The following is a 20,369-nucleotide window of genomic DNA, read 5'->3' on the forward strand; positions in this document are numbered from 1 at the left end:
CGGCCACAGGAGGGCACAGGCGACGGGCAGAGGGACGGGAGTCGTCGCGCAACGGGCCGGATCCGGTCTGCGCGCGAGGGGAAACCGAGTGGTGCGGCCCACATCCGCACGGCTAGGGTCACCGGATGAGTTCAGTCGACATCGAGCGCTTCCACACCCTCGGAGCCCCTACGCTGTCCCCCGACGGCCGGGTGGCCGTGGTGGCCACCCGCCGCCCCCGCCTGGACACCGACTCCTACCGCGGCGAGCTGTGGGCCGTGCCCACCGACGGCTCGGCCCCCGAACGCCGGCTCACCCGCGGCGGACAGGACGGCGCACCCGCGTTCTCGCCCGACGGGCGCCTGATCGCGTTCGTGCGGGCCGCGGAAGGCGAGTACCCGCAGCTGTACCTCATGCCCGCCGACGGTGGCGAGGCCTGGCGGCTCACCGACGTCCCGCAGGGAGCGGGGCAGCCGGTGTGGAGCCCGGACTCACGGCGCCTGGCGTTCGTCTCCCGGGTCCCCGAGGAAGGGCGCTACCAGGGCGAATCCGGTAAGGAGCAGCCGCGCCGCATCACCGGTTTCGAATACCGCTACGACGGCGAGGGCTTCATCTGCGACCGGCCCGCGCACGTGTTCACCGTCGAGGCGGCCGAGCCGGGCGAGGACGGTTCCCTGCCCGAGCCGGTGCAGGTCACCGACGGGCCGTACGAGCACTACGGCCTGGACTGGAGCCCGCGCGGGGACCTGCTGTGCTTCGCCGCCGCCCGCCACGAGGACCGCGACCGGGTGTTCGCGGAGGACGTGTGGGTGTGCGCGCCGGACGGGTCGGGGCTGCGGCGCCTGACCCGCACCGCCGAGGGGATCGACCACGCCCGGTTCGCCCCGGACGGCGCGACCGTGCTCTACGCCGCCTCCGACGCCGGTCCGGAGGGGCGCTGGTGCACCACCGAGAACACCGGGCTCTGGTCGGTCCCGGTCGACGGGTCGGCGGCCCCGGTCCGCCTCACCGACGAAGAGCGCTTCACCACGGGGCGCGGCACCCGGATCGTCCCCGTCGAGGACGGGGTGCTGTTCTGCTCCGAGAACCGCGGCGCCGTGAACCTGCTCCTGGTCCCCTACGACGGGGCCGAGCCCCGCGTCCTGCTGGAGGGGCCGCGCCTGGCGGGCGGCGCGGCCCGCGCGGGCGGGGTGACGGCCGTCGGGGTCGGGGACGGGGCGTCCCCCGGTGAGCTGGTGGTCCTCGACGGTGCCGAGGAGCGCCGGCTCACCTCCTTCGCCTCCACGCGCGAGTGGGTCCCGATGGAGGAGGTCGAGACCGCGGCGCCGGACGGGTACCCGGTGCACGGCTGGGTGCTGCGTCCGGAGGGGCCGGGGCCGCACCCGGTGCTGCTGATGATCCACGGCGGGCCGTTCACCCAGTACGGGTGGCAGGTCTTCGACGAGGCGCAGGTCTACGCCGAGGCCGGGTACGCGGTGGTGATGGGCAACCCGCGCGGGTCGTCGGGGTACGGGCAGGCGCACGGCAGGGCGGTGCTCGGCGACGTGGGGCGGGTGACCGCCGCCGACCTGCTGGCCCTGCTCGACGCCGCGCTCAAGCACGACGGGCTCGACCCCGACCGGGTGGGGGTGCTCGGCGGCTCGCACGGCGGGTACATGACCAGCTGGATGGCGGCCGAGCACGGCGAACGGTTCCGCGCGGCCATCAGCGAGCGGGCGGTCAACGCGATCGACAGCATGTACGGCACCAGCGACATCGGGTGGGTGTTCGCCGAGCAGCTGTACGGGGACCCGGCCACGTGGGCCGACCACAGCCCTCTGGAGCGGGCCGACAAGATCGCCGTCCCGATGCTGATCATCCACTCCGAGGAGGACTGGCGCTGCCCGCTCGAACAGGCCCAGCGCCTCTTCGTCGCCCTGAGGTCGCGCCGGGCGGAGGTGGAGATGCTGCTGTTCCCGGGGGAGGGCCACGAACTGTCCCGCAGCGGGCTGCCCAGCCACCGCGTCGCGAGGTTCGAGGCGATCCTGGACTGGTGGCGGCGCCACCTGTGAAGCGCCGCCCGTAGGGGGTCGCCTGCGGAGGCACCGGTGAACCGGGCCCGGACGCCTGCCTCCGCCTCGCACGCGGTCCACCGGGGCAGGGCGGGCGCGCGAGGCGGAGGGTTGGCCGTCGACCGCGTCATCGCCGCAGAGGGGCCTGCCGAGACGAGGGAGGCCCCTGACCGTCGGGGACGACCTCGGGGACCGGCGTACTGCAATAACCGGGCGCAATCCGGTGAGGGCGTGGGGGTCCCTCTTGGGTGGCTTACAGCCGTTCAGCGAGGGGTGCGTTCCCTGGCGAGAAGGTCGAACAGACCTGGGCGGATGGGAGCCGTACGTCCTGAGCGGCCACGCCAAGCCTTCGCCTGCTCGACAGCCGCCCCTCCTTTCCGATACGCACGACGCCCCCGCCACGATTCGTGGAACCCCCTCAGGGGCGGCCCTGAACGTTCCCCGAATGAACCCTGGGACGGGTACCGCCCCATGGTTTCGGCGCATACCGTGAAGGCATGGGACGCATCTTCCTCATCGCACTGGTGATCTTCCTGGCCTTCTTCGCAGCGGGCTGGCTGTTCGGAGTCTTCATGGCCCTGTTCAAGTGGGTGCTGCTCATCGGGCTGGTGGTCCTGGGGGCCTTCGCCGTGAAGAAGGCGTTCAGCGGCGCCACGAGCTAGGCGCTCTGAGCGTCGTCTGAGCCCCGTCCGAGAGCGCCGCGGCCCGGTCGGATCCGTCCGGGCAGTGGCGCACACCGGCGGTGAGCCAGGGAGGCCGGCGGGAGCACCGCCCCCGCCCCTCGAGCCCCTCCCGGGTCCGTACGCCGCCGAGTTCCGGCCCTGAGGCATGGGGATTGAGGGAGAGGGAAGCGCGGGGCCGGTGGCGCGGAGCAGCGGATCGGTCCCGCCACCGCCCCTCTTGGTCGGGGACGGGTGGACGGAAGGGCCTCAGACGTCGACCTTCATCGGGTCCTTGCTGGGTTCGGGCATACCCGTGTCGGGCTCCATGGTGATCCCGAGCTGCTCCGCCCCGGACATCCCCTTCACCATGCCCGTGAGCATCCCTTCGCCGTCCTCCTCCAGCATCCCGGCCGAGCGCATGCCGTCCTCGTCGACGTACCAGAGCTGGTAGGCCTTGCCGTCGGGGGCAGGGGGCAGGCCCTTGACCATGATCATCATGGTGTCGTGGTCGTTCGAGGCGAACACCGTGGCCTGCGCCTCGCTCTCGGACACCGGCCGGTCCATCTTCTCGGTGCCCGGCGCCGCCAGAAGCGCCTCCACTTCGGACGTGTGCCTCTGCAGCTCCTGCATCCGCCGCTCCTGGTCCACGGCGACCGCGCCGAGCACCAGCGCCGCCGCCGCAGCGGCCGCCGCCACCGCCCAGGGCAGGCGGCGCACCAGGCGGGAACGGAGCGGGACGACCGTCGCCCCGCCGCCCGAGCCGCCGTCGGTCCCGGTCCCGGTCCCGCCTCCGCCGTCGGCTCCGGCTTCGTCCTCGATGCCGGATGCCTCCGGCGGCAGCTGGCGGGTGCGCACGGCCTGCGCCCTGACCTTCTCCCACAGGCCCTCCGGCGGGCCCGCCGCCTCGGCGCCGCCAAGGCGCGCGGCCGTCTCCTGGAACTCGCGCAGGTCGCGCCGGCAGTCCTCGCACTCGGCCAGGTGCGTCTCGACCTCGGAGCGCTCGGCCCCGTCCAGCGCGTCCAGCGCGTACGCCGCCGTCAGCCCGTGCACGTCGTACCCCCGCGGGCTCACGCCTCCACCCCCAAGCAGTCGCGCAGCCGGATCAACCCGTCGCGGAGCCGGCCCTTGACCGTGGTCAGCGGTACCTTCAGCGCGGCGGCCGCCTCCCGCTGGGTGTAACCCGCGTAGTAGGTCAGCCGCACCGCCTCGCGTTGCAGCCCGGTCAGCCGCCCCAGGCACCGCCGCACACGGTCGCGTTCCAGGCGGTGCTCCACCGCCTCGGGGACCTCATCGGGCGGCGTCGCCTCCGGCTCGGCCCGCCCCACCCGCGCGGCCCGGTCGGCCGAGGCCTGCTCGGACCGCACCCGGTCCACCGCCCGCCGGTGGGCGATGGTCAGCACCCAGGAGCGCACGCTCCCGGCCGACGCCTCATAGCGCGCGGCCCGGCGCCACACCTCCACGAACACCTCCTGGGCGACCTCCTCGGCCTGGGCACGGTCGAGCAGCACCCGCGCGGCGATCCCGAACACGGGCCCGGCCAGCTCCCGGTAGACCCCTTCGAACGCCTCCATGTCGCCCAGCGATGCCCGGGCCAGCTGGTCGCCGAGCCCGTCGGCGCGCGTGCGGCCCGATGCCGGCGACGGCAGCGCTTCGTCCACCGACCTCTCCCGTCCGTCCATGTACACGGCTCCGTCATCCTGCCATTCGGAGCCGACGGCGGGAGGGCGACGCGGCAGGGGGGAGAAGGTGGACGCGTGCCCGCCTCTGCGCCTGCCCGTCGGCGCTCGATCGTGCCGTCCCCGGGTTGATCCCGGGAGGCTCGGGGCGGGAGGCGCGGTCGGGGACGGAGTGAAAGAAAAGTCCGGCGGACGCGGTCGCCCCCGACGCACCCGCTCCGAAGCAGGGGTGTGTCGGAACAGATGATGCGTACGCCCGGCTGGGCGGCGGCGGTGTGCGGCCTGGTGGCCGGAGGCGCGGGACTCGCGGCGGCGGAGGCGGCGGCGGTGCCCTTCGGTCCGGCGGCCTCGCCCGTGCAGGCGGTCGGGGCCGCGGTGATCGACCTGGCGCCGCGCCCGCTGAAGGAGTTCGCGGTCGCGACCTTCGGAACCGCGGACAAGGCGGTGCTGCTGGCGGGGATCGGGATCGTGCTGGCCGTGTTCGCCGCCCTGCTCGGCACGGCGGCGCGCGGCCGCCGATGGGTGGCGGGCCTGGGCGCGGGCGCGCTGGCGGTGGTCGGCGCCGCGGCCGCCGCGAGCCGGCCGGACGCCGGGTCCCTCGACGTTCTGCCCGCGCTCGTCGGCGGTGCGGCGGCGTACCTGGTGCTGGTGCTGCTGATGAAGGCGGCCGCTGCCGACGCCCCGGGCGGGGCGGTCTCCGAGGGCGTCCCCGGTGGTGCAGGCTCTGCGACCGACGCCGGTGCCGAGGGGGCGAGCGGCGCGCCGCCTGAGGGCGTCGGAGGGGAAGCGGATCCCGTCGCCGCCCGCGCAGGGAGCACCGAACCCGCGGAGCGGACCGGCTTCGACCGGCGGCGCTTCGTCCTGATCGCGGGCGCGGCGGCCACTGCTTCCGCGGTGGTCGGGACGGGCGCGGGCGTCTACAGCAGGGTGAGCGCGGGCGGGGCGTCGGAGAGCCGGAACTTCGCCCTGCCCAAGCCCGCCTCTCCGGCCGCGCCCGTCCCGGACGGGGCCGACCTGGAGATCGAGGGGCTGGAGTCCTTCTTCACGCCGAACGGCGAGTTCTACCGGATCGACACGGCGCTGTCGGTCCCGCGCATCGACGCCACGGCCTGGCGCCTGCGCGTGCACGGCGAGGGCGTGCCCGAGGAGCGGGAGTACACCTTCGCCCGCCTGCTGGAGCGCGACGACCTCATCGAGCGCGACGTGACCCTGGCGTGCGTGTCCAACCAGGTCGGCGGGGGGTACATCGGCAACGCCCGGTGGATCGGGGTGCCGTTGGCGGCGCTCCTGCGCGAGGCGGGCGTGAGGCCGCCGTCCGAGGGCGGCCGCGCCGACCAGCTGGTCTCGCGGTCCCACGACGGCATGACCATCGGAACCCCGGTCGAGACGGTGATGGACGGGCGCGACGCGATGCTCGCCCTGGGGATGAACGGGCGCCCGCTGCCGCCCGAGCACGGGTTCCCGGTGCGGATGGTGGTGCCCGGGCTCTACGGATACGTGTCGGCGTGCAAGTGGATCACGGAGATCGAGCTGACCACGTTCGACGCCTTCGACGCCTACTGGGTGCCGCGGGGGTGGTCGGCGCGGGCGCCGATCAAGCTCCAGTCGCGCATCGACACGCCGCGCGACGGGGAGTCCGTCGGGGCGGGGACGGTGGTCCTGGCCGGTGTGGCGTGGGCGCAGCACGTGGGGGTGGACGGCGTGCAGGTGCGCATCGACGGGGGCGAGTGGCGGGACGCGCGCCTGGCGGACGAGGCGACCGAGGACACCTGGCGCCAGTGGGTCCTGGAATGGGAGGACGCCGAGCCCGGCGAGCACACGGTGAGCGTGCGCGCGGTGGGGCGGGACGGCGAGGTGCAGACCGGCCGGGAGGCGCCTCCGGCGCCCGACGGCGCGACCGGGCACCACACGATCACGGTCTCGGCGGGGTAGAGCCCGCACGGGATCGGGGGCGTCCCGCCGGGGGCCGGATGGGGCGCTGTGCAGTGAAGCGATCGTACCGATCGGAAACACAGGAATCTTCGAGCTGAGGAGTAACGATGACCGAGCGTCCTTTGAGCCTTCTGCGCCGCCTTGCCATCGCCGGCGGCATCACCACGGTCGTCCTGCTGAGCGGAGCCGCCGCCTGTAACGGCGGCGGCGAAGGCGGCGGTGAGAACTCCGAGCAGGAGGAGATGCAGGAAGAGGACGAGATGTCCGAGGAGGACGGCGACTCCATGCAGGACGAGGGCATGGAGGGCGAAGACGGCGAGATGCAGGACGAGGAGATGGACGACGAGGAGATGCAGGACAACGGGGAGGAGATGGAGGACGAGGGCTGACGCTCCGTCTTCCTTCCTGCTCCAATTGCGGCATGCGACCCCGCCGGAGCCGTTCGCTTCCGAGAGCGTTGCCACACAGCCCTCGGAAGCGCACCTGTTCCGGCGGGGCACAGCGATCTACTGCGGGAGACCCGTGTCACCCGGTGCTGCGCCCCTCCGCATTCAATGCGGACAGTTCCTGTCCACTAAGAGTGCGCGATTGGTCGCTTTTCGATAACGTCCCACATAAGCCCAGGTCAGTAAGTGCAAGCTCCGCGCAGGCGGAGATGGACCGCCGCCCTCGCCGCCGACCCCCTGAACGCCTGGGCAAGCTCCGCGCAGGCGGAGATGGACCGTCCCAGCACCTGCGGCGGCACACCGACGAAGCGCAAGCTCCGCGCAGGCGGAGATGGACCGAACCCCCGCCGGTGGGCGCTCATCCGCGACGAGCAAGCTCCGCGCAGGCGGAGATGGACCGTACTGGGACGAGATCATGTCCGCGGTCTCCGGGCAAGCTCCGCGCAGGCGGAGATGGACCCTCAACCTCGTCACCCTCGTTGTCGTCGCCAGCGCAAGTTCCGCGCAGGCGGAGATGGACCGACGTCCTCCACTGCGGCCTGGCACCAGGCCTGGCGAGCTCCGCGTGTGCGGAGATGGGCCATTGCCGACTCTTCGGGTGGTGCTTACTCCTTGGACTCGGTTGAGTTGTCCAGGATCAGGTCCGCATGGTCTCTCGGGGCGTGGCGGGCTGCGAAGGACTCTTCCTGGGTCGCCCACATCTCCCGGTAGGGCCTGTACAGTTCTGCGTCCCACCTCGAGTCGAGGCGCCTTCGTCGCACTTCGGGCGGGGCCTCCACCCACACCAGCAGGGACAGGTACGGGCGCAGCTCCTTCGCTCCGCAGCCGCAGCCCTCGATGACGAGGGTGTCGGCGACCTCGGCGCCATCCCAGCCGCCCGGGTCATCGGGGGACCAGTCTCCGGTCTCCCAGTCCCAGCGGCGCCAGCGCGGGCCGCGTCCCTCGGTCAAGGGCTCCATCACCCAGCGGCGGACCAGGGGAGCGGCCGCCTCCAGCCCTTCCCACCCCGGGTACAGGTCGTCCATGTGCACGACCGGGCAGCGCAGGCGCGCCGCAAGCGCCTCGGCCAAGGCCGTCTTGCCCGCCCCCGATCGTCCCTCGACCGCCAGGACCCGGCGGTGGCCGGCCCGTGCGGGTGAGCGGTGCAGCAGGTCGGCGGTGCGGTCGCGCCAGTCGGCGGAGCGTGTGGAGATCTCGGGCACGCGCGGCAGCCTACCCCGGAGGCTGCGGATGGGGCTGGGAGGCGCCGGGCGTCTGAGCGGGTGAGGGGCGCACCGGAGGGAGGTCCTCCTGTCCGCGTGTTCGGCCGGTACTGGGGGACGGGCGGGAGTCGACGCCGCGTTCACTGCTTGTAAGCTGCCTGACCACCGGCATGACGACTCCCCCGAGCCCCGAGCCGGCGGGGTGTGATGCGAGAAGAGGCGCCGTGAGCGACGTCCAGGCCACCCCCGGGTCCCAGGCGGCACTGCGCCGGGCCAACCGGGACCGGGTCACCGCCGCCCTCCGTGAGTCCGGCACCCTCACCCAGGCCGAGATCGCCCGCGCCACGGGCCTGTCGGCCGCCAGCGTCTCCAACATCGTGCGGGACCTGCGTGCCGTCGGCGCCGTCTCGGTCCGCCAGACCCACTCCAACGGCCGCCGCGCCCGCGCCGTCACCCTGCGGCGCTCGCCCGGCGCCGTCGTCGGCGTCGACTTCGGCCAGGGGCACATCACCGCCGCCCTCGGCGACGCCGAGGGGGCGACCCTGGCCCGCGAGACCATCGCCTACGACGTCGCCGCCGACCCCGGCCGGGGCGTGCGGCGCGCCGTGTGGCTGGTGGAGACCGTGCTGGCCGCCGCGCGGGTGGACCTGTCATCGGTGCGCGCGGTGTGCGCCGCCGTGCCCGGCCCGGTCGACCTGGACACCGGGGAGGTCGGCGCGATCACCTGCATGCCCTCCTGGGCGGGCTTCCGCCCCGGCGCCGAACTGTCCGACCGCCTCGGCCTGCCCGCCACCGCAGGGAACGACGCCAACCTGGCCGCCCGCGCGGAGATGGCCGAAGGGGCCGGTCGGGGCCTGCGGCACCTGGTGTACGTGCGGCTGGGCGAGGGCGTGGGCGCCGGAGTGGTGGTCGACGGCCGGGTCTTTCCCGGTGCCGGCGGCACCGCCGGCGAGATCGGCCACTTGGGCCTGGACGAGCGCGGCCTGGTGTGCCGCTGCGGCAACCGCGGCTGCCTGGAGACCCAGGTGGGCGCCGGGTACCTGCTGGAGATGGTGCCCGCGCGGGGCGCCGCCGGGGCGCCCGGGACCGTGGCCGAGCTGGTGGCCGCGGCCGGGGCGGGCGACCCGGGGTCCCGGCGGGTCGTCGCCGAGGCCGGCACCGCCCTGGGGCGGGCCCTGGCGATGCTGGTGAACGCCTTCAACCCCGAGGCGCTGCTGATCGGCGGAGAGCTGGCCGAGGCGGGGGAGGACCTGATGGATCCGATGCGCCGAAGCCTGGAGCTGGGGGCGTTGGGCAGCGCCGTTCAGAGGTTGACGGTGGCGCGGGGCGCGCTGGGGGCCGAAGCCGTGCTGCGCGGGGCGCTGATGACCGCCGCGGCCAGCAGCGACGCCACTGTGTGACGCCGGTCTCACCCTGGGGTGTGACACGGTTCGGTAACGGGAAACAGGGGCCACAGAACTTCACATGTCTGGCATTATGGCTCTGACCTGCATGAATGTATTCATTCAAAGTGTGAAGCAAGCCACTGTGATGTTTCGGTGATGCGTTCAAGGCTTGACGACAGCGGAGCGCCGGGTTTGACTTCACGTCATCCGTTCACCGGGCGCACCCCACCTGGCGCAACACTGCGCGGCACCGCCCGGTGCGCACCCCACACCCGGAGGAACATCCCCTGTGAACACGACACGACGCGCCGCGCGCCTCGCCGCGCCGGCCGCGGCGGCCGCACTCGCCCTGCTGGCCGCCGGATGCGGATCCCTCACCACCGACGGCCAGGGCGCCGAGGGCGAGACCAACAGCGTCGAGGAGGGCTTCAGCGTCGGCCTGCTGCTGCCCGAGTCCAAGACCGCCCGGTACGACAAGTTCGACAAGCCGTACTTCGAGGAGGCCCTGGGCGAGCGCTGTGAGGAGTGCGAGCTCCTCTACCAGAACGCCGACCAGGAGACCGCCAAGCAGCAGTCCCAGGCCGAGGCCATGCTCACCGACGGCGTGGACGTGCTCGTGCTGGACGCCGTCGACTCCGAGGCCGCCGCCAGCATCGTCAAGAACGCCAAGGGCCAGGGCGTTCCGGTCGTCGCCTACGACCGCCTCGCCGAGGGCGGCGTCGACTACTACGTCTCCTTCGACAACGAAGAGGTCGGCCGGGTCCAGGGCCGCTCCCTGCTGGAGGCGCTCGACGCCGAGGAGGCCGGGGACGACGCGCAGATCGTCATGATCAACGGCTCGCCCACCGACCCCAACGCCGGCAACTTCAAGTCCGGCGCCCACGAGGTCCTCGACGGCCAGGTCGAGATCGCCAAGGAGTACGACACCCCGGACTGGTCGCCCGACCGCGCCCAGACCCAGATGGAGCAGGCGATCACCGCCGTGGGCGCCGATGAGATCGACGGCGTCTACTCGGCCAACGACGGCATGGCCGCCGGCATCGTCGCCGCCCTCAAGAGCGCCGGCGTGGACGAGATGCCCCCGATCACCGGCCAGGACGCCGAGATCGCCGGCATCCAGCGGGTCGCCGCGGGCGAGCAGTACATGACCGTCTACAAGGCGATCCGCCCCGAGGCCGAGATCGCCGCGGACATGGCGGTCGCCGCCGCCACCGGCGAGGAGTACGACGGCGGCGAGCACGGCCTGACCCAGGTGGAGGACGGCTCCGGCGAGACGGTCCAGGCCGTCCTGCTCGATCCGGTCGCGGTCACCGAGGACAAGATCGAGGAGACGGTGGTCTCCGACGGGTTCTACAGCGTCGATGACATCTGCACCGAGGACTACGCCGACACCGACTTCTGCAAGGAGCTGGCGGGATAGGCGCTCCGGACGGCGGTTCCCGCCCCTGCGGGGGCGGGACCGGGCCGACGGGGCACCGCCGCAGGGGCCGCGCCCCCGACGACCGCCCCGCGCCGAGCAGGCCCACCCCCTCCGGGCCGCCCGGCCTACCCGGAGCCCCCGGGGACCCGCATCCCCGGGGGCTCCCCTCGCCCCGCCGCCCCGCCGCAGCGCCCCCGACCGCACCCACCGACCTCCGCCCGCCGGAGCCAAGGGGAAGACCCATGAGCACACCCGTCCTGGAACTCTCCGGGATCTCCAAGAGATTCGGCGCCGTACAGGCGCTCAGCGACGTCGATCTGAGCATCGCCCCCGGCGAGGTCGTCGCCCTGCTGGGCGACAACGGCGCCGGCAAGTCCACCCTCGTCAAGGTCATCGCCGGCGCCCACGCCGCTGACTCCGGACAGATCCTGTGGGAGGGCGCGCCGGTCACCATCAGCCGGCCCGGCGACGCCCAGCGCCTCGGGATCGCGACGATCTACCAGGACCTCGCCCTGTGCGACAACCTCGACATCGTCGCCAACCTGTTCCTCGGCAGTGAGCAGATGCGCTTCGGCGCCCTCGACGAGGTCGAGATGGAGCGCAAGGCCCGCGAGCTGCTGGACTCGCTGTCGGTGAAGATCCCCAGCCTGCGCGTCCCGGTCGCCTCGCTGTCCGGCGGCCAGCGGCAGATCATCGCCATCGCCCGAGCGCTGCTCGGCGAGCCCAAGGTCGTCATGCTCGACGAGCCCACCGCCGCCCTGGGCGTCGCCCAGACGGCCCAGGTCCTCGACCTCATCGAGCGCCTGCGCGACCGCGGCCTGGGCGTCATCCTGATCAGCCACAACATGGCCGACGTGCGCGCCGTCGCCGACCGCGCCGCGGTGCTGCGCCTGGGGCGCAACGGCGGCGACTTCCCGGTCGAGGAGACCAGCTACGAGGAGATCGTGGCCGCGATCACCGGCGCGGCCGACAACCCGGTGGCCCGGCGCAGCGAGCGCGTCGAGGCGTCCCAGACGGGAGAGCAGTGATGGCCACGCAGCAGACACCGGTGGCCGCGGAGAAGGACGCGGCCGGGCCGCAGTCCCGGCCCGAGGACCCGCGGCTCATCGTCACCCGAACATCCCCGCGCGGCCTGGTCACCGCGGCGCTGCGCCGCATGCGCGGCGGCGAGCTGGGCCCGGCGCCGGTCGTCGTCGGACTGATCGTGATCTGCGCCGTCTTCCAGCTGCTGCACGAGCGCTTCCTCTCGCCGCAGAACCTGTCCAACCTGACCGTGCAGGTGGCGGCGGTCGGCCTGATGACCACCGGCGTCATCATGGTCCTGCTGCTGGGCGAGATCGACCTGTCCATCGGCTCGGTGGCCGGGGCGTCGGCGGCGATCACCGCTGTGCTGGCGGTCCGCTACGGCCTGCCCGAGTGGATCGCGATCGCCGCGGCCGTGCTGGCGGGGCTGGGCATCGGCCTGATCCACGGCACGATCTTCGCCAAGGTGGGCGTGCCCGCCTTCGTGGTCACCCTGGCCGGCCTGCTCGGCTGGCAGGGCGTTCAGCTGCAGCTGCTGGGCGGTGACGGCACGATCAACGTCAGCGACAGCGGGGCCATCGCCGCGCTGACCCAGACCTACTTCGTGCCCGCGGTGGGCTGGTTCATCGGTGTCGTGGCGGTCGCCGCCTTCGCGCTGATCACCTTCACCGGCGAGCGCCGCCGGGCGGCGGCGGGCCTGCAGGCCAAGTCGCTGGGCGAGCAGGCGGTGCGCACCGCGCTGCTGGCGGTCCCGGTCTTCGGCGCGATCGCGGTGCTCAACCAGTTCAAGGGCGTGCCGCTGGCCTTCCTGATCTTCGTGGGCTTCGTGGTCGCCTTCGACCTGATGCTGCGCCGCTCGCGGTACGGCCGGATGGTGTTCGCGGTCGGCGGCGGCGCCGAGGCGGCCCGGCGCGCGGGCATCAACGTCGACCTCATCCGCATCTCGGTCTTCGGACTGGCCTCGATGCTCTCCGCGCTCGGCGGCGTCATCCTGGTCTCCCGCTCCTTCTCGGCCAGCCTGGACACGGCCGCCGGCGAGGAGCTGATGATGGCGATCGCGGCGGCGGTCATCGGCGGCACCAGCCTGTTCGGCGGCCGCGGCAACGCCTACTCGGCGCTGCTGGGCGGCCTGGTGCTGGGCGCCATCACCTCGGGCCTGTACCTGCTGCAGATGGGCACCCCGGTGCGGTACATGATCACCGCGATCGTGCTGCTCATCGCCGTGGTCCTGGACGCGGTCTCCCGCCGCAGCCGCAAGGCCCACGCCCGCGGAGGCTGACCGGCCGGGCCGCCCCGTGCCCCCTCCCGCCCTCCCCGGCCCCGCGCCGCCCGTCCCGGTGCGGGTCCGGGGGAGGGCGGGAGGGCGCTGACGTGGAGAAGGGGGCGGCTCCCGGCCTTGGCTGTCGGCCGTCGGGCCTTTGGTGGTCCGGGGGATCAGCGGCAACGACGGAACGGCCGGTGCCCCGCTCCCGCATGCCGGTAGGGATCAGGGGGTACGGTCATCGGTAGATCGGATGACCGTACCCCCTGATCCCTACCGGCATGCGGGAGATATACCGTCTGCGGAATCATGCCCGATCCGCTCTTCCTCCTCGTCGCCGGGGCCGCCGTGGTCGCCGGCGCGGCCGTGCAGAGCAGCGTCGGCCTGGGGCTCGGACTCGTCGCCGCGCCGGTCATCTCGCTGCTGGACCCCACCCTGATGCCCGTGACCCTGCTCATCGCCACCGGGGTGCTGCCGGTGTTCACCCTCGTGGCCGAGTGGCGGCACGTCGACTGGAGCGGCCTGGTCTGGGGGGTTCCCGCCCGCGTCCCCGGCTCCATCGTCGGGGTGTGGGTGGTGGCCACGCTCGACCCGGGCATGCTCGGCGCGGCCGTGGGGGCCATGGTGCTGGTCGCGGTCGGCCTGTCGCTGCTCCCGGTCACGGTGCGGCCGACCCCGCCGGCTCTGCTCACCGCCGGGGTGGTGTCGGGCGCCATGGGCACCGCCACCTCCATCGGGGGCCCACCCATCGCGCTGGTCTACCAGCACGAGGACGGGCCGCGGGTGCGCGCGACCCTGGCCGGGTTCTTCCTGGCCGGAATCGCCATCTCCCTGGTGATGCTCACCGCGACCGGGCAGGCCGAGCCCCGGCAGCTGGCCGCGGGCGCCGCCCTGCTGCCGTGCGTGGTGGCCGGGTACCTGCTGGGCCGTCCGCTGCGCCGCCTGGTCGACGAAGGGCTACTGCGCACCGCCCTGCTGTGCACGGTCGCGGTCTCGGGCACGGTGCTCATCGTGCGGGCCTTCGTGTGAGCACCGCCGATGCGCCGCGGCCCGTGCGGTAGGCTCCGGCGACCATGGGCACAGGCGAACGCACCAGGGCCGCGCGCAGGCCCACCGCCGAGGAGCTGCGGGCGGCGCACGGCACGGTCATCCCCGACGTCACCGGCCCCGGCCTCAGAGTCCTGTTCTGCGGGATCAACCCGGGCCTGTACTCCGGGTGGACCGGGCACCACTTCGCCCGCCCCGGCAACCGCTTCTGGCCCGCCCTGCACCGCGCCGGGTTCACCCCGCGCCTGCTGCGCCCCGAGGAGCAGGACGAGCTGCCCCGGTGGGGCCTGGGCATCACCAACATCGCCGCCCGCGCCACCGCCCGCGCCGACGAGCTCACCCCCGACGAACTGCGCGAGGGCGGACGGGCCCTGGCCGAGCGCACCGAGCGCCTGGCCCCCGGCGTTCTGGCCGTCCTGGGCGTCACCGCCTACCGGTCGGCCTTCGGCGCCCCCAAGGCCCGCATCGGCCCCCAGGAGGGCGTGCGGGTCGGCGGGGTCCCGGTGTGGGTCCTGCCCAACCCCAGCGGGCTGAACGCGCACTGGACGCCCGAGGCCATCGCCGGGGAGCTGCGCCGCGTGCGCGAGCGGTACGGCGGAGGCCCCGCCGAATGACGCGGGGCCCGGGCCGCGCCCCGATCCGCGCGCGGCGGGCGAACCGGGGCGGGGGGCGTCTACGTGGCGGTAGGTTCGGGTAATGCAAGGGTCACGGCGACCGTAGACTCGGGGGGACCGCGCGTCGGGCCGCCGCCCGCACCCGCGAGTCGGAACGCTGACTGAGGGGACTGACGAGAGTTGACGCTGCTCGAATCGGTGCGCAATCCGGACGAACTGAAGAGGCTCCCGGCCGAGCGCATCCCGGCGCTGGCCGCCGAGATCCGTGAGTTCCTCGTCTCCGAGGTCTCCCGCACCGGCGGGCACCTGGGCCCCAACCTGGGGGTGGTCGAGCTGACCATCGCCCTGCACCGCGTCTTCGACTCCCCGCGCGACCCGGTGCTCTTCGACACCGGCCACCAGTCCTACGTGCACAAGATGCTCACCGGGCGCCGGGACTTCTCCCGGCTGCGCAGCGAGGGCGGGCTCTCGGGCTACCCCTCCCGGGCCGAGTCCGAGCACGACTTCATCGAGAACTCCCACGCCTCCACCGTGCTCTCCTACGCCGACGGCCTGGCCAAGGCCAACGAGGTGCGGGGCCGCGCCGAGAGCACGGTCGCCGCGGTGATCGGCGACGGCGCGCTGACCGGAGGCATGGCCTGGGAGGCGCTCAACAACATCGCCGAGTGCAAGCAGCGCCGCCTGGTCATCGTCGTCAACGACAACGGCCGCTCCTACTCGCCGACCATGGGCGGGCTCGCCGACCACCTGGCGACGCTGCGCATGACCCCCGGCTACGAGCACGCCCTGGAGGCCGCCAAGACCGCGCTCAACCGCGCCCCCGTCGTCGGCCAGCCCATCTACGACGCCCTGCACGGGTTCAAGAAGGGCCTCAAGGACGCCATCCAGCCCCAGATCATGTTCGAGGACCTGGGCCTGAAGTACCTGGGCCCCATCGACGGCCACGACGAGGCCGCGGTGGAGAAGGCCCTGCGCCGCGCGCGCGACTACGGCGGCCCGGTGATCGTGCACTGCATCACCCGCAAGGGCAAGGGCTACGCCCCGGCGGAGAACCACGACGAGGACCAGTTCCACGCCCCCGGGGCGTTCGACCCCGAGACCGGGCAGGCCAAGTCCTCCCCGGGCGGCGGCGTGAAGTGGACCAAGGTCTTCAGCGAGGAGATGGTGCGCCTGGGCGCCGAGCGCGAGGACCTGGTCGCCATCACCGCCGCCATGCTCCACCCCACCGGCCTGGCCCCGTTCGCCGAGGCCTACCCCGACCGCACCTTCGACGTGGGCATCGCCGAGCAGCACGCCGCCACCTCGGCCACCGGGCTGGCCATGGGCGGGGTGCACCCGGTCGTCGCGGTCTACGCCACCTTCCTCAACCGCGCCTTCGACCAGGTGCTGATGGACGCCGCCCTGCACCGCCAGGGCGTCACCTTCTGCCTGGACCGGGCCGGGATCACCGGCACCGACGGCGCCAGCCACAACGGCATGTGGGACCTGTCCATCCTGCAGGTGGTGCCGGGCCTGCGGCTGGCGGTGCCGCGCGACGCGCAGCGGCTGCGCGAGGAGCTGCGCGAGGCCGTGGCCGTGGACGACGCCCCCACCGTGCTGCGCTACCCCAAGGGCGCCGTGGGCGAGGACATCCCGGCGGTGGACCGCATCGGCGGCATGGACGTGCTGCGCAGCGCCGCCGGCGCCGGCCACCCCAAGGACCTGCTGCTGGTCGCCGTCGGCGCGATGGCCCGCACCTGCTGCGAGGCCGCCGACCGCCTGGCCGACGAGGGCATCGGCGCCACCGTGGTCGACCCGCGCTGGGTCAAGCCGCTGGACCCGGCCCTGGTCGAGGAGGCGGCGGAGCACCGCGCCGTGGCCGTGGTCGAGGACAACGGCCGCGTGGGCGCGGTCGGCGACGCGGTGGCGCGGGCGCTGCGCGACGCCGAGCTGGACATGCCGGTGCGCACCTTCGGCGTCGAGCAGGAGTTCCTCGACCACGCCTCGCGCGAGGCGGTCCTGGAGAAGATGGGCCTGACCCCGCAGGTGCTGGCGCGGCGCCTGATGGGCACCGTCTCCCGGCTCACCGACGCGGGCCGCTCCGAGCGCGCGCTGGCCGACGGCGAGCCCGCGCAGAACTGACCGGACCGCCCGGGCCGCCCGGGCCGACGGCCGGTTCCGGTGATCCCCCCGCAGGGCGCGGATGCGGGAGAATGGGGACATGAGTTCTCCCGAGCCCCTGCGTGTGGCGGTCATCGGTTCCGGTCCGGCGGGCATCTACACGGCGGACGCCCTGACCCGGCAGAACCGTGAGCACGTCGCCGTCGACGTCCTCGACCGGCTTCCCACCCCCTACGGGCTGGTGCGCTACGGCGTGGCCCCGGACCACACCAAGATCAAGGGCGTCGCCCGGGCACTGCGCAAGGTGCTGGAGCACCCCCGCGTGCGCTTCCTGGGCGGGGTGGAGTACGGGCGCCACATGGGCCTGGACGACCTGAAGGGCGCCTACCACGCGGTGGTGTTCGCGACCGGCGCCCCGACCGACCGGCGCATGGGCGTGCCCGGGGAGGACCTGCCCGGCAGCGTCGCCGCCACCGACTTCGTCAACTGGTACTGCGGCCACCCCGATGCCGAGGTGGAGCGCTTCCTGCTGGACGCCGAGGAGGCGGCCGTGGTGGGCGCGGGCAACGTCGCCCTGGACGTGGCCCGGATACTCGCCAAGAGCGCCGACGAGCTGCGCGCCACGGACGTGCCGCAGCCGATGCTGGACGTGCTCGCGGCCAGCAAGGTGCGGCGGATCAGCGTGCTGGCGCGCCGGGGGCCGCTGCAGGCCAAGTTCACCGCCCCCGAGCTGCGCGACATCGGCCAGCTGGCCAACGCCGACGCGGTGGTCGACCCGGCCGAGGTCGACATCGACCCCAACGGCGAGGAGATGCTCGGCGCCGCGCGCGCGGCCCGCACCAACCTGCGCTACCTGAAGGAGTGGGCCGAGCGCGGTCCCGCCGGGCGTGCGCGGGAGGTGCGGTTCCGCTTCTGGCGGCGGCCCGTGGAGCTGAACGGCTCCGAGCGGGTGCGGTCGCTCACGGTGGAGCGCACCGTGCTCGACGCCGACGGGCGCCTGCGCGGCACGGGCGAGACCGAGGAGGTCCCGGCCGGGATGGTGTTCCGCTCCATCGGCTACCGGGGGCTGCCGCTGCCGGACCTGCCCTTCGACGAGGACGGGGCGACCGTCCCGCACAGCGAGGGGCGCGTCGTGGACGCCTCGGGGGAGCGGCTGCCGGGGGCGTACGTTGCCGGCTGGATCAAGCGCGGCGCGACGGGCGTGATCGGGACCAACAAGTCCGACGCGGCCGCCACGGTCCGCTCGCTGATGGACGACGCCGACCGGCTCCGGGCCGCCGGCGCCCCGGCCGAGGAGCCCGACGCGCTCCTGGAGCGCTCCGGGGCCGAGGTGAACGACTACTCGGGCTGGCTGGCGATCGACGCCGCGGAGGCGGCGCTGGCCGACCGCCTGGGCCGCGGCGACCGGGTGAAGCTCCTCGGGTGGGAGGAGTTCCGCCGCGCCGCCCGCGGCTGACCGGGCCGGGCCGCCCCGGGCCGCCCCGGGTCGCCCCGACCCGGGGGCCGGGCGTCAGTCCACCTCGGAGGCCGAGGCCTCGAAGGTGTTGCACGACGCCAGCCTCTCGCCGGTCGCCCCTGTGTCGTACCAGTGCAGGCGGTTGTCGGAGGTGCCGTGCGTCGGCAGGTCGCCGCCGCCGTTGAGCACGTCGTTGACCCGGTCGATCTCCCCGGAGTCGAAGCCCAGGCCGCGCATGGCGATCCCGCCCATGCACTCGGCCTGCAGCTCGGTGCGGCGCAGCGCCCGGAGCGAGGCCTCCTCGCTCTCGGCCTCGAACTCCATGTCGTAGGAGCGGTCCAGCACCCCGGTGACCTGCTGGACGTGGTGGCCGTACTCGTGCCCGATGAGCGCGGCCCAGATCGCCTCCTGGTCGCGGGAGGGGAACTCCCGCGAGAGCTCGGTGACGTTGGGGACCACGACGGTGACCGTCTGCTCCCGGCCGTCGTAGTAGGCCATGGTGGTGCCCTCGTCGCCGGCGAACATCTCCGGGTCGGTGTCGGTGGTGGCGAACTCCGGGTCCGCCACGCGCAGGCCCAGCTCCTCCAGGCGCGGGCGCCACAGGTCGTTCAGGCACACGCCCAGCTCGTCGGTGAACCGCTCCCAGGAGGCCTCCGAGGAGGGGTGCAGGTCGGGCACGGCGCAGTCCACGGGTTCGGGCATGTCCAGCGCGTAGGCGGGGTGCTCGTACACCGAGACCTCGACCGCACCGGGCGCCTCGGTCAGTGCGGCCGCGTACTGGCCGCTGACGCTCTCGGAGCGGACCGGGTCGGTGTCGCTGCCCGTGGACTGGGTGAAGACCAGCATCAGCGCGGTCAGGGCCGTCCCGACCGACACCAGCGCCGAGACGGTGATGGCCGTCCAGACGGCCGCGCGCGAGGGGCCGCGCCGCCGGGGCGGGGGAGCCGGCGGGTACGGCGGGTACGGCGGGTACGGGGGAGCGTACCCGGGGTACGGGGCGTAGGGGCCCGGGGGCGGTACCGGCGCCGCGGGACCGGGCGCGTGCGGAGGCGGCGGGGGCCCCGCGGGGGCGCGGTCGCCGCCGGGTGTGTGCTCCACTGGGCCCCGTCCTTCCGCCTGGCGTCTCCTCCCGGCCCGGGTCCGGGCAAGGGTGGATGATCAACCTTAATCGGACACGGGAGGCGACGGTAGCGCGAAAGCCGCCTCCGGGGCGAGCGGAGGCGGTCGGGGCCCTTCAGTCCCGGTCAGTCCCGGGAGGGCGCCCGGTACTCCACCCCCGGGGCCAGGATGTCGTGGAGCTCGGCCTCGAACAGGGGTTCCATGTCGCCCATGATGGGCGTCATGTGCTCGGCGACCTCCATGCTGACCAGCCCGTACAGGCGCACCCAGCACGACATGAGCACCCGCAGCGCCCCGTAGGAGGCGTTGTCGATGGTGAAGCCGGTCTTGGCGGCGAACGCGTCCAGGCGGTCGCGCAGCTCCGGGCCGATCTCCTCGTCCGCGGGCAGGGGGATGCGCCGCTCGGCCAGCAGGCGGTCGAACAGGGCGAAGAACGAGGCGGCGAACTCCTGTCCGGCGGCCAGCACGCGGGCGTCGGGGTGCTCCTGCGGAGCGGGTGTGGCGAACAGCAGGGAGAACTCGGCCCGGTGGGCCAGTGCCCAGGTGCGGAAGGCGCGCAGCGAGGCGAGGATGCGCCCGTCGGTGTCGTCGGCGGGCAGCGGCCCGGCGGCGCCGGCCACCGCTTCGGACAGTTCGTGGAACAGGTCCGCCCGGACGGCGTTGAGCAGGTCGTCCAGGCCGGAGAAGTACCGGTACAGGCCCGGGGCGGTCATGCCCATGTCGCGGGCGATCGCGCGCAGCGACACCCCGGACGGCCCCTCGGCGGCCAGGCGCCGCCGGGCGATGTCCTTGATCTCCCGGAGTGTGGCCTCGCGCACACGTTCGCGCCGCCCGGGCGCCGCGGCCGCCCCCGGCCCCGCCTGCGCCTCCGGGTCGCCGCCGGTCCGCGCCGACGCCTCTGCGGGCACATCCGCCTCCTCGTTCACCGCCGCGGCGGACCCGGTCCGCGCGGCACCCCGTTGACAAGTGTGAGCAGTGTCAGTTTTAGTGAACGCC

17 protein-coding genes and 1 CRISPR repeat array are annotated in these 20,369 nt (G+C 73.9%); of the genes, 12 read left to right on the top strand and 5 right to left on the bottom strand.

Going from position 1 to position 20,369, the window contains the following annotated elements; translation table 11 throughout:
• Positions 1-125 precede the first annotated feature (125 nt).
• Both C892_RS0113055 and C892_RS31595 read left to right on the top strand, forming a co-directional pair.
• Positions 126-2,030: a S9 family peptidase gene (locus C892_RS0113055; RefSeq protein ID WP_026124330.1), complete on the top strand. Its 1,905-nt coding sequence runs from the start codon at positions 126-128 to the stop codon at positions 2,028-2,030.
• 497 nt (positions 2,031-2,527) lie between these two features.
• Positions 2,528-2,692 (top strand): hypothetical protein, encoded by a 165-nt coding sequence (locus C892_RS31595; protein ID WP_017540556.1) that lies wholly within the window; start codon positions 2,528-2,530, stop codon positions 2,690-2,692.
• 267 nt (positions 2,693-2,959) lie between these two features.
• On the opposite strand, the gene C892_RS0113065 is transcribed toward C892_RS31595, so the two are convergent.
• Both C892_RS0113065 and sigK read right to left on the bottom strand, forming a co-directional pair.
• Positions 2,960-3,763, bottom strand: coding sequence for an anti-sigma factor (locus C892_RS0113065; protein ID WP_017557579.1), 804 nt, complete (start codon positions 3,761-3,763; stop codon positions 2,960-2,962).
• On the bottom strand, positions 3,760-4,371 hold the full coding sequence (sigK, locus tag C892_RS0113070; RefSeq protein WP_394296675.1) for an ECF RNA polymerase sigma factor SigK: 612 nt from the start codon (positions 4,369-4,371) through the stop codon (positions 3,760-3,762). Before sigK ends, C892_RS0113065 begins: the two co-directional genes overlap by 4 nt.
• A 240-nt stretch (positions 4,372-4,611) precedes the next feature.
• Between sigK and C892_RS31805 the strand changes: the two genes are divergently transcribed.
• The gene (locus tag C892_RS31805; RefSeq protein ID WP_017557581.1) at positions 4,612-6,300 is read left to right on the top strand and encodes a molybdopterin-dependent oxidoreductase; all 1,689 of its coding nucleotides are present in this window, start codon (positions 4,612-4,614) and stop codon (positions 6,298-6,300) included.
• Between the two features lie 107 nt (positions 6,301-6,407).
• Entirely contained in the window at positions 6,408-6,689 is a 282-nt protein-coding gene (locus C892_RS0113080; protein ID WP_026124331.1) for a hypothetical protein, read from the top strand.
• A 245-nt stretch (positions 6,690-6,934) separates the two neighbouring features.
• Positions 6,935-7,268: direct repeats of the CRISPR family, unit length 29 nt; unit sequence GCAAGCTCCGCGCAGGCGGAGATGGACCG.
• Between the two features lie 83 nt (positions 7,269-7,351).
• Here C892_RS0113080 and C892_RS0113085 read toward each other — a convergent pair.
• Positions 7,352-7,948: a nucleoside/nucleotide kinase family protein gene (locus C892_RS0113085; protein WP_017557583.1), complete on the bottom strand. Its 597-nt coding sequence runs from the start codon at positions 7,946-7,948 to the stop codon at positions 7,352-7,354.
• A 224-nt stretch (positions 7,949-8,172) separates the two neighbouring features.
• On the opposite strand from C892_RS0113085, the gene C892_RS0113090 reads away from it, so the two are divergent.
• The 8 genes from C892_RS0113090 to C892_RS0113125 all read left to right on the top strand — a co-directional run bounded on the left by C892_RS0113090 (position 8,173) and on the right by C892_RS0113125 (position 18,254).
• Positions 8,173-9,348, top strand: coding sequence for an ROK family transcriptional regulator (locus C892_RS0113090; RefSeq protein WP_017557584.1), 1,176 nt, complete (start codon positions 8,173-8,175; stop codon positions 9,346-9,348).
• A gap of 274 nt (positions 9,349-9,622) precedes the next feature.
• Positions 9,623-10,753 carry an ABC transporter substrate-binding protein gene (locus C892_RS0113095; protein WP_017557585.1) on the top strand — a complete coding sequence of 377 codons (1,131 nt, stop codon included), beginning with the start codon at positions 9,623-9,625 and terminating at the stop codon, positions 10,751-10,753.
• A 242-nt stretch (positions 10,754-10,995) separates the two neighbouring features.
• Positions 10,996-11,781 (top strand): ATP-binding cassette domain-containing protein, encoded by a 786-nt coding sequence (locus tag C892_RS0113100; protein ID WP_017557586.1) that lies wholly within the window; start codon positions 10,996-10,998, stop codon positions 11,779-11,781.
• Positions 11,781-13,055, top strand: a complete 1,275-nt coding sequence (locus tag C892_RS0113105) for a sugar ABC transporter permease (protein WP_017557587.1) — start codon at positions 11,781-11,783, stop codon at positions 13,053-13,055. Before C892_RS0113100 ends, C892_RS0113105 begins: the two co-directional genes overlap by 1 nt.
• Positions 13,056-13,346: 291 nt before the next feature.
• On the top strand, positions 13,347-14,066 hold the full coding sequence (locus tag C892_RS0113110) for a sulfite exporter TauE/SafE family protein (RefSeq protein WP_017541242.1): 720 nt from the start codon (positions 13,347-13,349) through the stop codon (positions 14,064-14,066).
• A gap of 44 nt (positions 14,067-14,110) precedes the next feature.
• Complete coding sequence (mug, locus tag C892_RS0113115) at positions 14,111-14,698, top strand: G/U mismatch-specific DNA glycosylase (RefSeq protein ID WP_017557588.1); 588 nt, start codon at positions 14,111-14,113, stop codon at positions 14,696-14,698.
• A gap of 180 nt (positions 14,699-14,878) precedes the next feature.
• Positions 14,879-16,819 (top strand): 1-deoxy-D-xylulose-5-phosphate synthase, encoded by a 1,941-nt coding sequence (dxs, locus tag C892_RS0113120; RefSeq protein WP_017557589.1) that lies wholly within the window; start codon positions 14,879-14,881, stop codon positions 16,817-16,819.
• A 79-nt stretch (positions 16,820-16,898) separates the two neighbouring features.
• On the top strand, positions 16,899-18,254 hold the full coding sequence (locus C892_RS0113125) for an FAD-dependent oxidoreductase (protein WP_026124332.1): 1,356 nt from the start codon (positions 16,899-16,901) through the stop codon (positions 18,252-18,254).
• 54 nt (positions 18,255-18,308) lie between these two features.
• Here C892_RS0113125 and C892_RS0113130 read toward each other — a convergent pair whose 3' ends face one another.
• Positions 18,309-19,352: a neutral zinc metallopeptidase gene (locus tag C892_RS0113130; protein WP_017557591.1), complete on the bottom strand. Its 1,044-nt coding sequence runs from the start codon at positions 19,350-19,352 to the stop codon at positions 18,309-18,311.
• Between the two features lie 146 nt (positions 19,353-19,498).
• Positions 19,499-20,281: a TetR/AcrR family transcriptional regulator gene (locus C892_RS0113135; protein WP_017541237.1), complete on the bottom strand. Its 783-nt coding sequence runs from the start codon at positions 20,279-20,281 to the stop codon at positions 19,499-19,501.
• Positions 20,282-20,369 lie beyond the last annotated feature (88 nt).

The sequence above is a fragment of the Nocardiopsis baichengensis YIM 90130 genome (assembly GCF_000341205.1).
In the GTDB taxonomy this organism is placed as follows: Bacteria; Actinomycetota; Actinomycetes; order Streptosporangiales; family Streptosporangiaceae; genus Nocardiopsis_A; species Nocardiopsis_A halophila.